Source organism: Amycolatopsis sp. 505 (assembly GCF_031625235.1).
Lineage (GTDB): Bacteria > Actinomycetota > Actinomycetes > Mycobacteriales > Pseudonocardiaceae > Amycolatopsis.
On record NZ_JACKQP010000001.1, the window covers coordinates 700,913 to 715,620 of the forward strand.

Annotated in this window: 14 protein-coding genes and 3 tRNA genes; 7 read left to right on the forward strand and 10 right to left on the reverse strand. The window is 70.5% G+C overall.

Annotated features, from left to right (window positions below):
* The first annotated feature begins 30 nt into the window (after positions 1-30).
* Positions 31-936: an SGNH/GDSL hydrolase family protein gene (locus H5965_RS03290; protein ID WP_310967817.1), complete on the forward strand. Its 906-nt coding sequence runs from the start codon at positions 31-33 to the stop codon at positions 934-936.
* Here H5965_RS03290 and H5965_RS03295 read toward each other — a convergent pair.
* The 6 genes from H5965_RS03295 to H5965_RS03320 all read right to left on the reverse strand — a co-directional run bounded on the left by H5965_RS03295 (position 933) and on the right by H5965_RS03320 (position 5,043).
* Positions 933-1,391, reverse strand: a complete 459-nt coding sequence (locus H5965_RS03295) for a MaoC family dehydratase (RefSeq protein ID WP_310967818.1) — start codon at positions 1,389-1,391, stop codon at positions 933-935. The two genes, H5965_RS03290 and H5965_RS03295, sit on opposite strands and share 4 nt — an antisense overlap.
* Complete coding sequence (locus H5965_RS03300; protein ID WP_310967819.1) at positions 1,388-1,837, reverse strand: MaoC family dehydratase N-terminal domain-containing protein; 450 nt, start codon at positions 1,835-1,837, stop codon at positions 1,388-1,390. Before H5965_RS03300 ends, H5965_RS03295 begins: the two co-directional genes overlap by 4 nt.
* Positions 1,838-1,913: 76 nt before the next feature.
* Entirely contained in the window at positions 1,914-2,078 is a 165-nt protein-coding gene (gene rpmG / locus H5965_RS03305; RefSeq protein ID WP_005152047.1) for a 50S ribosomal protein L33, read from the reverse strand.
* A gap of 49 nt (positions 2,079-2,127) precedes the next feature.
* Positions 2,128-2,200 (reverse strand) — tRNA-Met (locus H5965_RS03310).
* Positions 2,201-2,250: 50 nt separating this feature from the next.
* Positions 2,251-2,323 (reverse strand) — tRNA-Thr (locus H5965_RS03315).
* A gap of 80 nt (positions 2,324-2,403) precedes the next feature.
* The gene (locus tag H5965_RS03320; protein WP_310967820.1) at positions 2,404-5,043 is read right to left on the reverse strand and encodes a bifunctional diguanylate cyclase/phosphodiesterase; all 2,640 of its coding nucleotides are present in this window, start codon (positions 5,041-5,043) and stop codon (positions 2,404-2,406) included.
* A 238-nt stretch (positions 5,044-5,281) separates the two neighbouring features.
* Between H5965_RS03320 and H5965_RS03325 the strand changes: the two genes are divergently transcribed.
* The 3 genes from H5965_RS03325 to lon all read left to right on the forward strand — a co-directional run bounded on the left by H5965_RS03325 (position 5,282) and on the right by lon (position 9,663).
* On the forward strand, positions 5,282-6,220 hold the full coding sequence (locus tag H5965_RS03325; RefSeq protein WP_310967821.1) for a GNAT family N-acetyltransferase: 939 nt from the start codon (positions 5,282-5,284) through the stop codon (positions 6,218-6,220).
* 85 nt (positions 6,221-6,305) lie between these two features.
* Positions 6,306-7,160, forward strand: coding sequence for an SAM-dependent methyltransferase (locus H5965_RS03330; protein WP_310967822.1), 855 nt, complete (start codon positions 6,306-6,308; stop codon positions 7,158-7,160).
* Positions 7,161-7,260: 100 nt separating this feature from the next.
* Positions 7,261-9,663: an endopeptidase La gene (gene lon, locus H5965_RS03335; protein WP_310967823.1), complete on the forward strand. Its 2,403-nt coding sequence runs from the start codon at positions 7,261-7,263 to the stop codon at positions 9,661-9,663.
* A 64-nt stretch (positions 9,664-9,727) separates the two neighbouring features.
* Here the strand turns inward: lon and H5965_RS03340 are convergent, their stop codons facing one another.
* Both H5965_RS03340 and H5965_RS03345 read right to left on the reverse strand, forming a co-directional pair.
* Complete coding sequence (locus H5965_RS03340; protein ID WP_310967824.1) at positions 9,728-9,883, reverse strand: hypothetical protein; 156 nt, start codon at positions 9,881-9,883, stop codon at positions 9,728-9,730.
* A 241-nt stretch (positions 9,884-10,124) separates the two neighbouring features.
* Positions 10,125-10,206, reverse strand: a tRNA-Tyr gene (locus tag H5965_RS03345).
* A 129-nt stretch (positions 10,207-10,335) separates the two neighbouring features.
* Between H5965_RS03345 and H5965_RS03350 the strand changes: the two genes are divergently transcribed.
* Positions 10,336-10,827 carry a YajQ family cyclic di-GMP-binding protein gene (locus H5965_RS03350; protein ID WP_043783765.1) on the forward strand — a complete coding sequence of 164 codons (492 nt, stop codon included), beginning with the start codon at positions 10,336-10,338 and terminating at the stop codon, positions 10,825-10,827.
* A gap of 34 nt (positions 10,828-10,861) precedes the next feature.
* Here the strand turns inward: H5965_RS03350 and H5965_RS03355 are convergent, their stop codons facing one another.
* Positions 10,862-11,524, reverse strand: a complete 663-nt coding sequence (locus H5965_RS03355) for a hypothetical protein (protein WP_310967825.1) — start codon at positions 11,522-11,524, stop codon at positions 10,862-10,864.
* A gap of 108 nt (positions 11,525-11,632) precedes the next feature.
* Between H5965_RS03355 and H5965_RS03360 the strand changes: the two genes are divergently transcribed.
* Together H5965_RS03360 and rfbA are read left to right on the forward strand one after the other, a co-directional pair.
* The gene (locus H5965_RS03360; protein ID WP_310967826.1) at positions 11,633-12,769 is read left to right on the forward strand and encodes a sialidase family protein; all 1,137 of its coding nucleotides are present in this window, start codon (positions 11,633-11,635) and stop codon (positions 12,767-12,769) included.
* A 51-nt stretch (positions 12,770-12,820) separates the two neighbouring features.
* Positions 12,821-13,702 (forward strand): glucose-1-phosphate thymidylyltransferase RfbA, encoded by an 882-nt coding sequence (rfbA, locus tag H5965_RS03365; protein WP_310967827.1) that lies wholly within the window; start codon positions 12,821-12,823, stop codon positions 13,700-13,702.
* A 23-nt stretch (positions 13,703-13,725) separates the two neighbouring features.
* Here the strand turns inward: rfbA and htpX are convergent, their stop codons facing one another.
* Positions 13,726-14,577, reverse strand: a complete 852-nt coding sequence (gene htpX, locus H5965_RS03370; RefSeq protein ID WP_310967828.1) for a zinc metalloprotease HtpX — start codon at positions 14,575-14,577, stop codon at positions 13,726-13,728.
* Positions 14,578-14,708: the final 131 nt, after the last annotated feature.

Below are 14,708 nucleotides of genomic sequence, written 5' to 3' on the forward strand. Positions count from 1 at the left end.
CGCCGCGGCGGCTTCGGTAGAAACGAAGAAGTGGCGAAGAAGAGCGGCGGCGGGGGCTGCCTGGTGGTCGTGCTCGTGGTCGGGCTGCTGGCCTTCGGGTACTACAAGTGGCAGCACGGTTCGTCGTCGGCGCCACCGGAAGGCGTGGACACCGGCGGCGGCTCCGGCCGCTATGTCGCCCTCGGGGATTCGTACACGTCCGCGCCGCGGACCGGGCGCCAGGCGGGCACCCCGGCGGGCTGCGACCGTTCGGACGACAACTACCCGCACCTGGTCTCGGCGAAGCTGAAGCCGGCCCAGTTCGTCGACGCCAGCTGCAGCGGCGCGACGACGGCGAACCTGAGTGCGGCGCAGAAGACCGGCAACGGCACGAACCCGCCGCAGCTGGACGCGGTGACGGCGGAGACGACGCTGGTGACGGTCGGCATCGGCGGCAACGACGTCGGGTTCTTCTCGTACGCGTCGGGCTGCGCGACGACGGACCAGAACGCGTCCCCGTGCCGCGACCGCCTGACCGCCGGCGGCCGTGACGAGCTGGCCGAGCGCATCGACGCCACCGCCCCGAAGGTCGCCGCGGTGCTCGACCGCATCCACCAGAAGGCCCCGAAGGCCAAGGTCGTGGTGGTCGGCTACCCGACGGTGCTGCCGGACGGCGACGGCTGCTGGCCGTCCCTGCCGTTCGGCGCGGGCGACATCGAGTACTTCCGCGGCGCGCTCGGCAAGCTGAACAAGATGCTCGAGGACCAGGCGGACGCCCACCGCGCGGGCTACGCGGACACGGCGACCCCGGGCAAGGGCCACGACGTGTGCGCGGCGTCGGACAAGCGCTGGATCGAGGGGCTGCTGCCCGCCTCGCCGGCCGCCCCGCTGCACCCCAACGCGCGGGGTGAGCAGGGCATGGCCGACGCGGTCCTGGCGGTCCTGAAGCTGCCTTAGCGGCGGACCAGGGCCTGCGGCTTCCCGAGCACGGTCTTCCCGTCGAACTTCACCACGAGGTCGATCCGCGCGATCCCGTCGTCCTTGACGTCCGCGACCTTCCCGGTCACTTCGACCACCGCCCCCTCGGGGGTGTTCGGCACCACGACCGGCCGCGTGAAGCGGGCGCTGAAGTCGATCAGCCGGGCCGGGTCGCCGAGCCAGTCCGTGACCACGCGGCCCGCGACCGCCATCGTCAGCATCCCGTGCGCGATCACGTCCGGCAGGCCGACGTCCTTCGCGAACGCCTCGTTCCAGTGGATCGGGTTGAAGTCCAGCGCCGCCCCGGCGTAGCGCACCAGCTGCTCGCGGGTGATCCGGACCTCGAGGGCGGGCAGTTCATCGCCGGTGACATACGGGGCTTCGCCCCGGCCGGGGGCTCCGCCACCCGGACCCCCGTAAGAAGGTGTGTTCACGCGTTCTCCCCTCGGACCACCAGCTGCGCGCGGGTGGTGCAGACCTTCTGACCGGCGGCGTCGTGGATCTCGGCACGCAGGTTGATGAAGTCGTTGCCGGCGCGGGCCATGATGGCGTCGATGTGGGTGGTCACCTCGAGCACGTCGCCGGCGAACACCGGGCGCGTGTAGGTGAAGCCCTGGTCGCCGTGCACCATCCGCGAGTAGTCGAGGCCGAGCTCGGGGTCGGTGACGATCGCGTTGATCGAGGCGAGGTTGATGATCGTGAGGAACGTCGGCGGGGCGATCACGTCGGGGTGACCGGCCTCGCGGGCCGCCTCCGGGTCGCGGTAGACCGGGTTCGCGTCGCCGATCGCGTCGGCGAACTCCCGGATCTTCTCCCGGCTCACTTCGTAACTGGTCTGCGGCGGATAGCTCCGCCCGGTGAACGACTGGTCCAAGGGCACCCGGAGAGGCTACCAACAGCAAAGAGCCGCCCCGGGGATCCAGGGCGGCTCTTCGAAGCTGGTGAACGCGTACGCGTCAGCGGGTTTCCTTGTGCGTCCGGTGCGTACCGCAGTTCGGGCAGAACTTCTTCATCTCCAGGCGATCCGGGTTGTTGCGCCGGTTCTTCTTGGTGATGTAGTTGCGGTGCTTGCACTCTTCGCACGCCAGCGTGATCTTGGGTCGCACGTCGGTGGCAGCCACAGCGTTTCCTTCTCTCTCAGGTCCGGGGGCCAGCCCCGTCGTTACCGCGTAGCGGTGGCCGGACTTGAACCGGCGACACAGCGATTATGAGCCGCTTGCTCTGCCAACTGAGCTACACCGCCCTTACATGACCCAAGCCGCGACACGCAGGCGTGACGCGGCTGAGGTCGAGAGCCCCTTTACGGAATCGAACCGTAGACCTTCTCCTTACCATGGAGACGCTCTGCCGACTGAGCTAAAGGGGCCTGGCCTCTCGCGAGGACTTGGAAAGATTAGCAAGGGGCTTCACCCGGCCGTGCAAGGGGGTGGCCGTTGTAAAGAAACCTCAGGTCAGCAGGGTCAGCACGGTCTCCGAGTGCCGCCCCGGCGAGCGCGCGGTGCGGGCCTGCAGCCACGCCTCCAGGCGGTCCTCCGGCAGCGGCCGCGAGATCAGGTAGCCCTGGGCGACGTCACAGCCCATCGCCTCGAGCTGGTCGCGCGCCACGTCCTCCTCGACGCCCTCGGCCACCACCGTCAGCCCGAGCGAGTGCCCCAGCTCGACGATCGACCGGACCACCGCGAGGTCGCCCAGGTCGGTCCCCATCCCGAGGACGAAGCTCTTGTCGATCTTCACCTGGTCGACCGGCAGCTGCCGCAGGTACGCCAGCGACGAGTACCCGGTCCCGAAGTCGTCCACGGCGAGCGTGATGCCCAGCGAGTGCAGCTCGCGCAGGATCGGCAGCGCCTTCTGCGGGTCGGACATCACGCCGGACTCGGTGAGCTCGAACGTCAGCAGCTCGGGCGGGATGCCGTGGTGCTCCAGCTCGCGGGCGACCTTGTTCGGGAAGTCCTCGTCGGCCAGGTTGCGCACCGACAGGTTGACCGCCACCGAGATCCGCAAGCCCTCGTCGAGCCACTTGCGGCAGCGCTTGAGCGCCTCGCCGAGCACGAAACCGGTCAGGACGCCGATCAGGCCGGCCGCCTCGATGGCCGGGACGAACTCGTCCGGGCCGAGCCTGCCGAACTCCGGGTGCACCCAGCGGACCAGCGCCTCGACACCTTGCACCTGCCGGTTCGGCAGGGTGATCTTCGGCTGGTAGTGGACGCTGACCTGGCCGTCTTCGAGGGACTGCCGGAACTGCGTCACCATCTGGAAGCGGCGCAGGAAGATCTGGCCCATGCTCGGCACGTAGCCGCGGACCTCTTCGCCGCCCTTCGTCGCGCGCACCGCCACGTCCGCCCGCTGCAGCAGGCCTTCGATGTCGACGACGTCGCCCGGTTCCTCCGCGGACGTCGTCGCGTAGCCGATCATCGCGTTCGCCTCGACCGAGAGCCGGTCGACCGGATACGGCGCCGACAGCTCTTCGCGCAGCCGTTCCGCCGCGTGGTGGGCGTCTTCCGGCGGGCAGCCGACGAGCAGCGCCGCGAAGGACGCGCCTTCGAGCCGGGCGAGCGGGACGTCGGGGCCGAGCGCGTCGCGGATGCGGCGGCCCGCGGCGACGACCATCCGGTCCGCCCAGGCGTAGCCGAGCGCGTCGCTGACCGTCGAGAAGACGTCGAGGTCGATCCGCAGCACCACGGCGTTGGCGAAGTCCCGCAACGGTTCCTTGGCCACCTGCCGGAAGCCCGGCCGGTTGAGGTGCCCGGTGAGCGGGTCGTGGTAGGCGTCGTGGCGCAGCGTCGCCAGCAGGCGCCGGTTGTCCAGCGACGTCGCGAGGTGGCTGGCCATGGTGCCGAGCAGCTGGACGTCGTACTTGCCGAAGCCGCGCCAGCGGGACAGCCGGTCGTGCGCCTCGACGACGCCGAGCAGCCGGTTCGCGCTGCGCAGCGGGACGACCAGTGCCTCCTGCGCGCCGCGGTCGAGCAGCGCCGCGCGGACGTCGGGGTTGGCCTCGGTGATCCGGAAGTGCCGGACGTGCGCGCCGGGCAGGCGCAGCAGCGGGTCGTCGGCGGCGGGGTCGGCGACCGGCAGGTCGTCGCCCGCGACCACGACCCGCATCGTGTCCTTCGGTTCCAGCCGGAGCCGCAGCACGACGCGGCCGGCGGCGAGCTGGTCCTTGATGCGCTCGGCGATGGTCGCCCACTCGCGGACGTCGACGCCGCCGACGAGCTCGTCGGCGCGGCTGGCCGGGCGCGCGGCGGCCTGCTGGCCCGAGCGGGCCACCATCAGGCTGACGTCGGAGAGCGCCTCCATGTCCCGCTGCTCGCGCAGCAGGTCGGAGTACGCCCAGTACAGCGCGGTGAGGCCGAGGAAGACGGCGAGCACCAGCGGCCACGCCTCGGGCGTACTGGAGATCACGAGGTAGCCGGAGAGGCCGACGGACGCGTTGACGAAGCCGACGACCAGGATCCGCCCGGTGAGCCGGACGGCGGTGCTGACCCGCATGCGGCGCCGCAGCACGCGGACCGCAGCCAGGGCGAGCAGCGTGCTCACCAGCGGCGCGGTCAGCGTGCCCGCCAGCGCGGCGACCCACGGGATCTTGTCGCCGGCGCCGACGGCGTGCTTGACCAGCCCGGCGACCGCGAAGGCGCCGGTGATCTCGAGCAGGAAGGCGCCCGCGTTGTAGAGGACGCGGCCGGCGACCTTGCGCGCGAGCAGCGTGCCGATGCCGGCGACGAGGTGCGCGGCCAGCACGACTTCGAAGGGCGCTATGAAGAACCCGATGACGAGCGGGATCTCGGTGAACGAGATCGTCCAGGAGATGCCGCTGCGGACGTCGACGTTGATGCCGAGCTGTTCGGCGAGCAGGAAGGCGACCGCGAGCACCGGCGCGATCCACAGCAACCGGTCGTTCCACTCGAACGGCAGCCACGAGCCGACCGCGAACGCGGCGACGAGCCCGAGGCTCAGGACGGCGAAGGTGTAGACGCGGAACCGGCGTTCGTCGGTGCGGGCTTCGGCGGAGACGGGTGGTGTCCCGGAAGCGGCTCCCGGCCCGGGCTGCGCCTGCGCGACGGCGTCGCCGTGGGCGTTGGTGTCCGGCATCCGACCTTCCCTCCCGGCTTGTCCACCGGTGCTGATCCGTGACTTCGGGTGTGGACAAGGGCCATACCGTACCCCGTAGGGCGTACCCGTGTCCCTTTCGAGACAGTAAGAGATCACCCCAGGGTTAACAATGCCTCGAACGCGCTGACCTGCGTGGACCAGAGGGTGAAACGCCGGATGTCCGAACTCTGCCCAGTTCCCCTACGCACCGAAAGCCGGGGAGCGCTTCAATGTCTCCATGCACAGCGATGTGATTGCCACCGAGCACGCGGCGCGGCTCGCGGCGGTGGATCCCCTCCTCCCCGGCTCGACCCCCTTCGAAGCAGCGGAAAACGCGGTGGTCCTGGAGGTCGCGACGGGCGACTCCGCCGCGTCCGGGCTGGCGTCCCGCGTCCAGGTCGACCGCGACGCCCCGAACGCTCCCTGGCGCGCGCTGACCGAACACCGCCTCGACCTGCAGCTGGCCGGCCCGCAGCCGGCGGCCGTCCTCGACGCTCTGCTCACCCGATGGGATGAACATCTGCGCGCGGTCGCCGAGCGCGGCGACACCGAGACGGCGGCGATCGTCCCGCGCGCGAGCCGCGACGCCGCCGGCGCGCGGGAGATGCTGCACCACGGCTTCGCCCCGTTGCGGGTGATCGCCGTCCGCCCCTCGGAGCGGCTGGTCCCGGCCACCCCGCTGGGGACGCCGGGGGTCAAGATCCGCCGTGCCGAGCCCGACGACCTCGAGACCGCGGTGGCGCTCGGCATGGAGCTGCACTCCTACGACGCCCAGTACGGCACGGTGAACTGGCGCACGGGGGTCGAGGAGATCCTGGCCAAGGACCTCGCCGAGCAGCTGAAGCGGCCGGAGCCGCCGTTGTGGATCGCCGAGCTGTACGGCCGTCCGCTCGGCATGGTGAGCGTCCAGCACCCGGGCGAGACCGGCTGGATCAGCGGCCGGGTCGCGGCTTCCCGGGTGGGCTACCTGTCGTCGCTGGCCGTGGCGGAGGCCGCGCGGTCCTCCGGCGTCGGCACGGCGCTGGCGACGCACGCCCACCACGTCCTGGACGAGGAAGGCGCCGACGTCGTCCTGCTGCACCACGCCGCGGCGAACCCGCTGTCGACGCCGTTCTGGTACGCGCAGGGCTACCGCCCGCTGTGGACGTACTGGCAGCGTCGACCGGCTGTTCGGTGAACTGCTGTTCGGTGAACTACTGGAGGATTACCGCGGCTGCCCCGGGCTTATAGGCTGACCTCGCCGCCAGCGAGGGGAGCCTGAAGTGACCGACCAGCGGGATTCCGCGCCGAGAGCGCCCGAGGGTGTCGACACCGAGAAGCCGTCCGCGGCCCGGATCTACGACTGGTACCTGGGCGGTACCCAGAACTGGGCCGTGGACCGCGAGTTCGGCCGGCGCATGGAGCAGCAGTGGCCGCTGGTGCGCCCGGGGTCGAAGCAGAACCGCGAGTTCATGAACCGCGCGGTCCGGGCGGCGCTGCGGGCCGGCATCCGGCAGTTCATCGACCTCGGCTCGGGCGTGCCGACGGCGGGCAACGTGCACGAGGTCGTCGAGGCGGAGCTGCCCGAGGACCACGACGCGAAGGTCGTGTACGTCGACTACGAGCCGGTCGCCGTCGCCCACGCGACGCTGATCCTCGAAGAGGGCATGGCGACCGACTGGGCCGGCATCGTCCAGGCCGACATGCGGGACGCGAAGTCCGTCCTGCGTTCCGAAGAGACGCGGCGGCTGATCGACTTTTCGCAGCCGGTCTGCCTGATCATGGCGGCGGTGCTGCACTTCGTCGGCCCGGACGACGACCCGGACGGGCTGCTGGCGGCGTACCGCGACGCGCTCGCGCCGGGCAGCTGGCTGGCGATCTCCCAGATGAGCGAGGGCGACGGGTCGGGCCCGTACCTCGAGGGGCTGCGCTGGTTCGTCGAGCAGTACCGCAAGACGAGCAACCCGGTCTGGCTGCGCGACCGCGAGGAGATCGAGCCCCTCTTCGGCGGCTGGCCGCTCCTGGAGCCGGGCATCGTGCACCTGCCGGACTGGCGGCCGGACCGGAAGATCAACGCCCTGGAGGCGGAGGCCCGGCCCTTCGCTTGGTGCGCCGTCGCGGCGAAGCCAGGGCGCTGACCTGCGGTTTCCGCGATCGCTGTGGGCGAACGCGCCATCGGAAACAAACACACCCATCGGAGAGTTGAGCTAGGCAGACTCAACTATCCGAGGAGTGCACATGTCCGACACCCGCCTCCTGCCCGTGCTCCCGCTCGATGACGACGTCGTGCTGCCGGGCATGGTCGTCCCGCTCGACCTGACCGACACCGAGACGCGGGCCGCGGTGGAGTCCGCCCAGGCCAAGACGCCGAGCCAGGCGTCCTTCCCCGGCATCCGCTCGGCCGCGCCCGCCAAGGCCGAAGTCCTCATCGTCCCGCGCGTCCACGGCGAATACGCCGAATTCGGCACCGTCGCGACGGTCGAGCGCATCGGCCGCGTGCCCGGCGGCAAGGCCGCCGTCCTGCTGCGCGGCACGGCCCGCGCGGTCGTCGGCCGGATCGCCGACGGTCCCGGCGCCGCCCGCTGGGTGCACGCCGAGGACGCCCCCGAGACCACGAACGACCAGACCGCCAAGCTCGCGGCCGAGTACAAGGCCGTCGTCATCTCGATCCTCCAGCAGCGCGGCGGCTGGCAGCTGATCGACGCCGTCCAGCAGGTCGAGGACGCCTCCGCGGTCGCCGACCTGTCCGGGAACGCGCCGTACCTGTCCACCGAGCAGAAGCTCGAGCTGCTGTCCACTTTGGACGTCTCCGCGCGCCTGGAGAAGGCCCTCGAGTGGAGCAAGGAGCACCTGGCCGAGCTCGAGGTGACCGACACGATCCGCAAGGACGTCGCCGAGGGCATGGAGAAGCAGCAGAAGGAATTCCTGCTGCGCCGCCAGCTCGAAGCGATCCGCAAGGAACTCGGCGAACTCGACGGCACCGCCGACGAGAGGGACTACCGCGCCCGCGTCGAGGGTGCCGAGCTGCCCGACGCCGTCAAGAAGGCCGCGCTGGCCGAAGTGGACAAGCTGGACCGCACGTCCGAGCAGTCCCCCGAGGGCGGCTGGATCCGCACCTGGCTGGACACCGTCCTGGAGCTGCCCTGGAACGAGCGCACCGACGACGTCTACGACATCGCGGCCGCGCGTGCGGTGCTCGACGCCGACCACGCGGGCCTCGACGACGTCAAGGAACGCATCATCGAGTACTTGGCCGTCCGGAAGCGCCGTGCCGAATCGGGTCTCGGCCCGGTCGGTGGTCGCCGGTCCGGCGCGGTGCTCGCCCTCGCGGGCCCTCCCGGGGTCGGCAAGACGTCGCTGGGCGAGTCCGTCGCGAAGGCCATGGGCCGCAAGTTCGTCCGCGTGGCGCTCGGCGGCATCCGTGACGAGGCGGAGATCCGCGGCCACCGCCGCACCTACGTCGGCGCGCTGCCCGGCCGGATCGTCCGCGCCATCAAGGAAGCCGGCTCGATGAACCCGGTCGTGCTGCTCGACGAGATCGACAAGGTCGGCGCCGACTACCGCGGCGACCCGACCGCGGCCCTGCTCGAAGTGCTGGACCCGGAGCAGAACCACACGTTCCGCGACCACTACCTCGAGGTCGAGCTCGACCTGTCCGACGTCGTGTTCCTGGCCACGGCCAACGCCCTGGAGACCATCCCCGGCCCGCTGCTGGACCGCATGGAGCTCGTCACGCTGGACGGCTACACCGAGCACGAGAAGGTCACCATCGCCCGCGACCACCTGCTCCCGCGCGAGCTGGAGCGGGCCGGCCTGGCCACCGCGGACGTCACGCTGACGGACGCCGCGTTCAGCCGGATCGCCGCCGAGTACACCCGCGAGGCGGGTGTGCGCGACGCGAACCGGACGATCGCCAAGGTGCTGCGGAAGATCGCGACCAAGGTGGCCCTGGACGAGGTCACGCTGCCGGTTTCCCTGGACGCGTCCGACCTGGAGACCTACCTGGGCCGCCCGCGGCACATCCCGGAGTCGTCGCTCCCGGCGTCGACCCAGCGCACGGCGACCCCGGGCGTGGCGACGGGCTTGGCGGTGACCGGTGCCGGCGGTGACGTCCTGTACATCGAGGCGTCGCTGGCGGACCAGGAGTCCGGCGCGTCCGGGCTGCAGCTGACCGGCCAGCTCGGCGACGTGATGAAGGAGTCGGTGCAGATCGCGCTGTCCTACCTCCGCTCGCACGGCGCGGAGCTGGAGCTGCCGGTGGGCGACCTCCGCAACCGCGGCATCCACGTCCACGTCCCGGCGGGCGCGGTGCCGAAGGACGGCCCGTCGGCGGGCATCACGATGACGACGGCCCTGGCCTCGCTGCTCTCGGGTCGCGTGGTCCGCGCGGACGTGGCGATGACCGGCGAGGTGTCCCTGACCGGGCGCGTCCTGCCGATCGGCGGCGTGAAGCAGAAGCTGCTGGCCGCACACCGGGCGGGGATGAAGACGGTGATCATCCCCCAGCGCAACGAGCCGGACCTGGACGACGTCCCGGCCGAGGTGCTCTCGCAGCTCGACGTGCACGCGGTGGCGAACGTCCGCGAGGTCCTCGACCTCGCCCTGACCCCGGCTTCGACGCCGGTTTCCCAGGCGGCGTAACCCCGAGCGCCGCCACCCCCGGACGGCCGGTTTCCCTCTCCCCCAAGGGAAACCGGCCGTTCTCCTACGCGGCGGCCTTCCGGGAGGCGACGAGGTAGCGCCACGACCGGTCCCGGCGGGCGCCGTGCCGTCTCGACGGCGGAACGCGGCTGCGCGGGTTGAGCATGGTCGTCACGACGAGCCCGCCGGGCCGCGTGCCGAGCAGGTGCCGCACCATCATCCGGCGTGGTCGTTCGCACAGCCGGCCACGAGCGCGGGTTCGGCGTACTGCGCCCGAGGAGGGTCGAGCCGCTCAAGAAAGGCGTTACGCGCGATTCGGGAAACGGTGCCAAAGGCCAATCAACTCTCGCTCACCGAAAATATCGACCACGTCGAATCGGGGAAGGGTTTAGCCCGTCCGCGTGGCACCCACCTACGCGAAGCGGCCCCATGACTTTCGCCATGGGGCCGCTCGCTGAGGGTGGCGGGTGAGGGATTCGAACCCCCGTAGGCAATGCCAACTGGTTTACAGCCAGTCCCCTTTGGCCACTCGGGTAACCCGCCAAGGCCGGTCGCACCGGCCGGGGGAAAGCTTACCCAACGCCCCCGCGCAGGGGTCAACCGGGATACCCGTCGGGTGACAGGGGCTAGGCTGGGTGGCCCCTGACAAGCGAGTACGAGGTGTGAGGACACGTGGCGGATCCCTCTTTCGACGTCGTGAGCAAGGTCGACCGCCAGGAGGTGGACAACGCGCTCAACCAGGCGAGCAAGGAGCTGGGCACCCGGTTCGACTTCCGCGGCACCGGCACGACGATCAACTGGGCCGGCGAGGAGGCGCTCACGATCGAGTCCGAGACCGAGGAGCGCGCCCTGGCCGCGGTCGAGGTGTTCAAGGAGAAGCTGATCAAGCGCAACATCTCCCTGAAGGCCTTCGAAGCCGGCGAGCCGGCGCTGTCGGGCAAGATCTACAAGATCTCCGGCAAGATCCTCCAGGGCATCGCCTCGGACAAGGCGAAGCAGATCGCCAAGTTCATCCGCGACGAGGGCCCCAAGGGCGTCCAGGCCCAGATCCAGGGCGACCAGCTGCGGGTGTCGGGCAAGAAGAAGGACCAGCTGCAGGACGTGATCGCCTTGCTGAAGGGCAAGGACTTCGAGATCGCGCTGCAGTTCACCAACTACCGGTGACGCCGCCGCGGGCACCCGGTCGCCGGGTGCCCGCTCACGACGGCGTCAGCGTCCAGCTCGCCTCGTAGCCCTCCACCTGCAGGTACGCCGGCCCGCGGACGTCCCGCTCCACCTGCAGGTCGCCGATCTGGTTGAGGATCAGGTCGCGGTCCTCCGGCGACATCACCCACAGCCCGATGGCGCCGCGCGTCTTCGCCGTGAACCGCACGTGAGCCACGCCCGCCGGCAGGCGGACCACCGCGTCGCCCTTGCCCGGCGTCTCCTTGCCCGCCTCCGCCGTCGGCACGCTCCGGTGGTCCGCGATCGTCGCCGTCCAGGGGGCGTTCGCGTGGACCGTCACGCGCTTCACCGGGGTGCGCGGGTCCGTGTTCATCCACGTCGTGCCCTGGTACGCGCCGATCGCGTTGACCAGGCCGTGGTCGCCGCCGTCCGTGTCGACGATCACGTTGGACGTGCACTTCGGGCACTCGAACGTGAAGAAGCCCACCTGGTCCGCCGGCCACGTCGTCTGGAACTCGCCGCTCTCCGTGCCCGTGTGCGTCTCCGGAGGCACGTCACGCGGCTCCGCGGGCGCAGTGGACAACGGCGCGGGAGACGACGGGGAAGCAACCGGATCGACGATCTCGCCGTAGCCGGTCGCCGGCGCGCACGCCGACGTCAGCACCGAGAGCAGCAGCACACCCAGCCGGATCTTCATGTTTCCCCCTCCGGTGATCTTTCGGCCCCGGGCACAGGAGCGTTACCCGAACGCGTGATTGCGCCGGGTGACCGCCGCCCACCCGTGTTGTAATCGCGCGGTCACCGCGTGGAGGGGGTCGAGTTGCGCCGTTCGCTGGTCTTCCTGCTGGCGCTCGCCGCCGTCGCCTCGCTGCTGACGCCCGCGAGCGCCGCCGAACGCCAGCAGCTCGTTCCCGGCTTCGGCGCTTACCCGCGGCTGATCCGGCTGGGAAACGGGCGCATCATCGCCACTCTGACCAGCGAAGACGCCGACGGCAAGTACACGCCCGTGCTGGAGAGCACCGACGAAGGCGAGTCGTTCCACGAGATCGGCGCGATCCACGACCCCGAAGGCCGGTCCGGCATGTGCTGCGGCACCGTCTACGAACTGCCCGAGCGCGTCGGCCGGCTCCGCGCGGGCACGCTGCTGTGGGCCGCCTCCTACCGGCAGGACGCCGGGCCGCGGCGCCGCATCGGGATCCGCGTCTGGGCCAGCAAGGACGGCGGCCGCTCGTGGAGCTTCCTGTCCGAGGCCGCGCGGTCGCACAACATCGACGGCATCTGGGAGCCCGAGTTCACCGTCGACGCCGGTGGCACGCTCTGGCTCCACTTCGCCGACGAGACGCAGGCGCCGAAGTACGCCCAGGTGCTCAACCGGGTCGCTTCGACCGACGGCGTGAACTGGGGCACCAAGCAGCTCACCATGGCGATCCCGCCCGACCGCGTGCGCCCGGGGATGCCGATCATCCGGCGGCTGCCCGACGGCCGCTACTACTTCGCCTACGAGATGTGCAACTTCCGCGACCGCTACTGCGACCCGTACTTCAAGGTTTCCGCCGACGGCGCCAACTGGGGCGACCCCGCCGATCCGGGCACCCGCGTCGACACGGCCACCGGCAATTACTTCCAGCATGCGCAAACCATCACGCTGTTCCCCGGCGGCCCGAACGGCGTGAGGATCGTCATGGTCGGGCAGATCTACACGAACGCCAAGGGCGTGCCGCAGCCGCAGAACGGCCAGGTCCTGCTGGCCAACGACGACTTCGGCGCTGGTCACTGGTACGAACTGCCCGCTCCCGTGCACATCAGCAGGATCTGGAACAACTTCTGCCCCAACTACTCCTCGACGCTGCTGCCGGTCGACGACGACCGGAACGTGCTGGAAATCGCCACCGAGGACAACGCCGGCTGCAAGGCCTACTTCGGTAAAGGATCCGCCTTCTAGCGACGGCCCGTAGGGTGGTCGGGTCGCGGCCACGGGAAAGGGAGGCAGTCCATGAAGGGGATCGTGCTGGCCGGAGGCAGCGGGACACGTCTGCACCCGATCACCCAGGCGGTGTCCAAGCAGCTGCTGCCGGTCTACGACAAGCCGATGGTCTACTACCCCATCTCGGTGCTGATGCTGGCCGGGATCCGCGAGATCCTCGTCATCTCCACCCCCACCGACCTGCCGATGTTCCGCAGGCTGCTTGGCAACGGCGACCAGTTCGGCGTCTCCTTCTCCTACGCCGAGCAGCCGAGCCCGAACGGCCTGGCCGAGGCCTTCGTGATCGGCGCGGACTTCATCGGCGACGACGACGTGGCGCTGGTCCTCGGCGACAACATCTTCTACGGCCAGGGCTTCTCGAGCCGCCTCCAGCAGGCCGTGCGCGAGCTCGACGGCTGCGTCCTGTTCGGCTACCCGGTCAAGGACCCCGAGCGCTACGGCGTCGGCGAGGTCGACGACGCGGGCAAGCTGATCACCATCGAGGAGAAGCCGCTGAAGCCGCGCTCCAACCAGGCGATCACCGGCCTGTACTTCTACGACAACGAGGTCGTCGACATCGCCGGCGCGCTGAAGCCGTCGGCGCGCGGTGAGCTGGAAATCACCGACGTCAACCTGACCTACCTGCGGAAGGACCGCGCCACGCTCGTCGAGCTCAGCCGCGGCTTCGCCTGGCTCGACACCGGCACGCACGACTCGCTGCTCGAAGCCGGCCAGTTCGTGCAGGTCCTGGAGCACCGGACGGGCGTGCGCATCGCCTGCCTCGAGGAGATCGCGCTGCGCATGGGCTTCATCGACGCCGACGAGTGCTACGCGCTGGGTGCGAAGCTGGCGAAGTCCGGCTACGGCGACTACGTCAAGGCAGTCGCCGTAGCGGCGGGAGCGTCGGTCTAGCCGGTCCACAGAGGACGGAAGGCTCAGAACGGCCGGCGCGCCATCTCCTCCAGCCGCGCGATCCGGTCGGCGATCGGCGGGTGCGTCGAGAACAGCTTGCTCAGCCCCTCGCCCGGGCGGAACGGGTTCGCGATCATCAGGTGCGACTGCGACACCAGCTGCGGCTCGGCCACCAGCGGCCGCGCCCGGGTGCCGGCGTCCAGCTTCCGCAGCGCCGAGGCCAGCCCCAGCGGGTCGCCGGTCAGCCGGGCACCCGACGCGTCGGCCTGGTACTCCCTCGACCGGCTGACACCCATCCGTATGACGGCCGCCGCGATCGGGCCGACGAAGATCAGCAGGAGGCTGAGCAGGGGGTTCCCGTCGCGGTTGTTGCCGCCGAAGAACAGCGCGATGTTCGCGAGCACGCTGATCACGCTGGCCAGCGCGCCGGCCACGCACGAGATCAGGATGTCGCGGTTGTAGACGTGCGACAGCTCGTGGCCGAGCACCGCCCGCAGCTCGCGCTCGTCGAGCAGCTCGAGGATGCCGGTGGTGCAGCACACCGCCGCGTGCCGCGGGTTGCGGCCGGTCGCGAACGCGTTCGGCGCGACCGTCGGGCTGATGTAGAGCTGCGGCATCGGCTGCCGGGCGACCTGCGCGAGCTCGCGCACGATCCGGTACATCGCGGGCTGCTCGACCTCGGACACCGGCCGCGCCCGCATCGCGCGCAGCGCCAGCTTGTCGGAGCTGAAGTAGGCGAACGCGTTCATCCCCAGCGCCACGACCAGCCCGATGACCAGCGCGCCCCGGCCGAAGAACCCGCTGAGCGCGACGATGATCGCCGACAGCAGGCCGAGCAGCAATGCCGTCTTGAGTCCGTTCTGGTGCCCGTGCACGTCCGCTCGCCTCCGTCCGCTCTGCAAGTGGGTTACCCAGTGGAAACAACGCGATCGGGGGACGCGAAGTTCCTTCACATGGCGATCCCGCGGGTTACGCTCGCACGGCGAGATGATCAGGAGCGGAGGCG